This window comes from Mesorhizobium sp. M2A.F.Ca.ET.067.02.1.1 (genome assembly GCF_004023285.1).
Classification (GTDB): Bacteria; Pseudomonadota; Alphaproteobacteria; order Rhizobiales; family Rhizobiaceae; genus Mesorhizobium.
This window is the reverse complement of sequence record NZ_RZSB01000529.1, coordinates 1-4,221: the sequence shown is the minus strand read 5'-3', so window position 1 is coordinate 4,221 and position 4,221 is coordinate 1. Positions and strand designations below refer to the sequence as shown.

The 4,221-nt window shown below is 62.6% G+C and carries 4 protein-coding genes; all 4 read left to right on the top strand.

The window, feature by feature from the left end:
• The coding region (locus EOA28_RS26790) for a PAS domain-containing sensor histidine kinase (RefSeq protein ID WP_148670866.1) at positions 1 to 1,505 on the top strand (1,505 nt) is incomplete at its 5' end.
• Entirely contained in the window at positions 1,495 to 2,856 is a 1,362-nt protein-coding gene (locus EOA28_RS26785; RefSeq protein ID WP_042642304.1) for a sigma-54 dependent transcriptional regulator, read from the top strand. The genes EOA28_RS26790 and EOA28_RS26785, both read left to right, overlap by 11 nt.
• Before the next feature lie 80 nt (positions 2,857 to 2,936).
• Positions 2,937 to 3,800 (top strand): D-amino-acid transaminase, encoded by an 864-nt coding sequence (locus EOA28_RS26780; protein WP_127253365.1) that lies wholly within the window; start codon positions 2,937 to 2,939, stop codon positions 3,798 to 3,800.
• Between the two features lie 143 nt (positions 3,801 to 3,943).
• Positions 3,944 to 4,189, top strand: a complete 246-nt coding sequence (gene hfq, locus EOA28_RS26775; protein ID WP_006202172.1) for an RNA chaperone Hfq — start codon at positions 3,944 to 3,946, stop codon at positions 4,187 to 4,189.
• Positions 4,190 to 4,221 lie beyond the last annotated feature (32 nt).

The window sequence follows — 4,221 nt, the reverse complement described above, 5'->3', positions numbered from 1 at the left end:
ATACGATCCGGCTGGTCGATCCCGACGTCATCAAGGCGCGCCAGATCGTCAAGGGCAACACCGATGAATACCGCAATCTGGAGGACAACCGGCGGACCTCGCAGGTCGCCTTTGCATTGCCTTACCTGTCGCTCACGCTGATCATTATCCTGTCGGCGATCTGGACCGGCATCGCCGTTGCCGACCGGATCGTGCGGCCGATCCGTCAGTTGATCGGCGCCGCCGACGAGGTGGCCACCGGCAATCTCGACGTCGCCGTGCCCGTGCGCCAGTCCGACGGCGACGTCGCCTCGCTCGGCGACACCTTCAACAACATGATCCTCGAGCTCAAATCGCAGCGCAACGAGCTCCTTTCGGCCAAGGATCTGATCGACGAGCGCCGGCGTTTCTCCGAGGCGGTGCTGGCCGGCGTCACCGCCGGCGTCATCGGCGTCGATCCCTACGGCATCATCACCATCGTCAATCGCTCGGCCGAAACCATGCTGGCGATTTCGGCAAGTGCGACGCTCGGCCAGAACCTTTCGGCGGTCCTGCCCCTTGTCGGCCGGGTCTTCGAGATCGGACGCCAGTCGGGCAAGCCGGTCTACCGCGAGCAGGTGACCTTCTTCCGCGCCGGCCTGGAGCGCACCTTCAACGTCCAGGTCACCGTCGAGTCCAGCGACGACGGCGAGGAAGAGAAATCCTACGTGGTCACGGTCGACGACATCACCGATCTCGTCCAGGCGCAGCGCTCTTCGGCCTGGGCGGATGTGGCGCGGCGAATCGCGCATGAGATCAAGAACCCGCTGACGCCGATCCAGCTCTCGGCCGAGCGCATCAGGCGCCGCTACGGCAAGGTCATCACCGAGGATCGCGAGGTCTTCGACCAGTGCACCGATACCATCATCCGCCAGGTCGAGGACATCGGCCGCATGGTCGACGAATTCTCGGCCTTCGCCCGCATGCCGAAGCCGGAGATGAAGGCGATCGACCTGCGTGAGTCGCTGCGCGAGGCCTCCTTCCTGGTCGAGGTCAGCCGCCCCGACATCGCCTTCGATCGCGATTTCGGCAGCGAGCCGTTGAAGGGCACTTTCGACAGCCGCCTGATGGCGCAGGCCTTCGGCAACGTCATCAAGAACGCCGCCGAGGCGATCGATGGACTTGATCCGGCGGATCGTTCGGACGGCACAATCCGGATTCAAGCCGGGCGCCAAGATGGCGCCATACGAATCGACGTTATCGACAACGGCAAGGGGCTGCCGCGCGAGAATCGCCAAAGGCTTCTCGAGCCCTATATGACGACGCGCGAGAAGGGGACCGGGCTCGGCCTCGCTATCGTCAAGAAGATCGTGGAGGACCATGGCGGCCGTCTCGAATTGCACGACGCGCCAGCGGATTTCCATGGTGGCCGGGGCGCGATGATCTCGATCATCCTGCCGCCGGCGACGGTCGTAGCCGCGCCGCCACGCGGTGAAGGTCGAAACGAACACGAACGAGAAACTGAAAAGGTCGGTAATGGCGTCTGACATTCTCATCGTCGATGACGAGGAAGACATCCGCGAACTTGTCGCCGGTATCCTGAGCGACGAGGGTCATGAAACCCGTACGGCGCATGACGCCGACAGCGCGCTTGCGGCGATCGCCGACCGCGCGCCGCGGCTGATTTTCCTCGACATCTGGCTGCAGGGCTCGCGCCTCGACGGCCTGGCGCTGCTCGACGAGATCAAGACCATGCACCCGAACATGCCGGTCGTGATGATCTCCGGCCATGGCAACATCGAAACGGCGGTGTCGGCCATCCGGCGCGGTGCCTACGACTTCATCGAGAAGCCGTTCAAGGCCGATCGCCTCATCCTGATCGCCGAGCGCGCTCTGGAGACGTCCAAGCTGCGGCGCGAGGTCTCCGACCTCAAGCAGCGCAGCGGCGAGACCTTCGACCTGATCGGCATGTCGTCGGCCATGAGCCAGCTGCGGCAGACAATCGAGCGCGTCGCGCCGACCAACAGCCGCGTCATGATCGTCGGCCCGTCCGGCTCCGGCAAGGAGCTGACGGCGCGCGCCATCCACGCCCTGTCGTCGCGCAAGGCCGGCCCGTTCGTGACGCTGAGCGCGGCCACCATCACGCCCGAGCGCATGGAGATCGAACTGTTCGGCACCGAATCGAACGGCACCGAGCGCAAGGTCGGTGCGCTGGAGGAAGCGCATCGCGGCATCCTCTATATCGACGAAGTCGCCGACATGCCGCGCGAAACGCAAAACAAGATCCTGCGCGTGCTGGTCGAGCAGCAGTTCGAGCGGGTAGGCGGCACCAAGCGCGTCAAGGTCGATGTCCGCATCATCTCCTCCACCTCGCAAAACCTGGAGGCGATGATCGCCGACGGCCGCTTCCGCGAGGACCTCTACCACCGCTTGGCGGTGGTTCCGGTCATGGTGCCCGGGCTCGCCGAGCGGCGCGAGGACATTCCCTATCTCGTCGACAATTTCATGAAGCAGATCGCACGCCAGGCCGGCATCAAGCCGCGCCGCATCGGCGACGATGCGCTGGCCGTGCTGCAGGCGCATAACTGGCCGGGCAACGTTCGCCAGCTGCGCAACAATGTCGAGCGGTTGATGATCCTGGCGCGAGGGGAAAATCCCGATGCTCCGATCACCGCCGACCTTCTGCCTTCCGAGATCGGCGACGTGATGCCACGCACGCCCAATCAGTCGGACCAACACATAATGGCGCTGCCGCTGCGCGAGGCACGCGAGCAGTTCGAGAAGGACTATCTGATTGCCCAGATCAACCGCTTCGGCGGCAACATCTCGAAAACGGCCGAGTTCATCGGCATGGAGCGTTCGGCCCTTCATCGCAAGCTGAAGTCGCTCGGCGTCTAGACCGGCTTGGCCCACGCGATTGTTTATTACGGCAAAGGCAGAATCGCCTAAGAAAGCCCGATATTTCCCCGAGGATGCCCATGCCGCGCATTGCCTACGTCAACGGGCGCTATGTCGTCCATTCCCAAGCCAGCGTCCATATCGAGGACCGCGGCTACCAGTTCGCCGACGGCGTCTATGAGGTCTGCGAAGTGTCGCGCGGCCATATCGTCGACATGCCGCGCCATCTTGCCCGGCTCAAGCGCTCGCTGAAGGAACTGTCGATCGCCTGGCCGGTATCGGAAGGCGTCTTGTCGCTGCTGCTGCGCGAGGTGGTCAATCGCAACGGCGTGGTCAACGGCCTTGTCTATGTGCAGGTGACGCGCGGCGTCGCCAGCCGCGAGTTCGTTTTTCCGCCGGCAGGCACGAAATCTTCCCTGGTCATAACCGCAAGGAAAGCCGATCCGGCGGCGAATGCGAAGCGGGTGGAGGCCGGCATCAAGGTCATCACCGTGCCTGAGAATCGCTGGGACCGCGTCGACATCAAGAGCACGGGCCTTTTGCCCAATGTGCTTGCCAAGCAGAAAGCCAAGGAAGCCGGCGCCCAGGAAGCCTGGTTCGTCGACGCCGATGGCAACGTCAAGGAAGGCGGCTCGTCAAACGCCTGGATTGTCACAAGGGACGGCGTCCTTGTGACCCGGCCGGCCGAGCACGGCATCCTGCGCGGCATCACCCGCACGACACTTTTCGATGTCGCCGCCAAGCTCGGCCTCAAGATCGAGGAGCGCGGTTTTTCGGTCACTGAGGCCAAGGCTGCCAGGGAGGCGTTTATCAGTTCGGCGACCACAATCGCCATGCCGGTGGTCGAAATCGACGGTGCGCCAATCGCAAATGGCCATCCTGGCTCTATGACACTTTCGTTGCGGCAGGCTTTTTTTGACGTTGCGGAAAAAAGTCCAGCCTGATAACCGCACAACTGGAGTTAACCTCAACTATCTCGTTCTGCTTGCCTTTGTATCGGCAAGAGGGGGTTTGCGCGCTTGACACGTGCCGCGTAATTTGGCGCATTGGCTGCAAACCGAAGGGGATCGGCGAAAGACAAGAAAAAATGGCGGAACGATCGCAAAACCTTCAGGACCTGTTCCTGAATTCAGTTCGCAAGAGCAAAAATCCACTTACCATCTTCCTCATCAACGGCGTGAAGCTGACAGGCGTCGTCACTTCGTTCGACAATTTTTGTGTGTTGTTGCGGCGTGACGGGCACTCCCAGCTCGTCTACAAGCACGCCATTTCCACGATCATGCCGAGCCAGCCGGTTCAGATGTTCGATGGCGAGGAAAGCCAGGGCGCCTGATTGGCACGTGATAAGGACGCGGACCGCAGCGT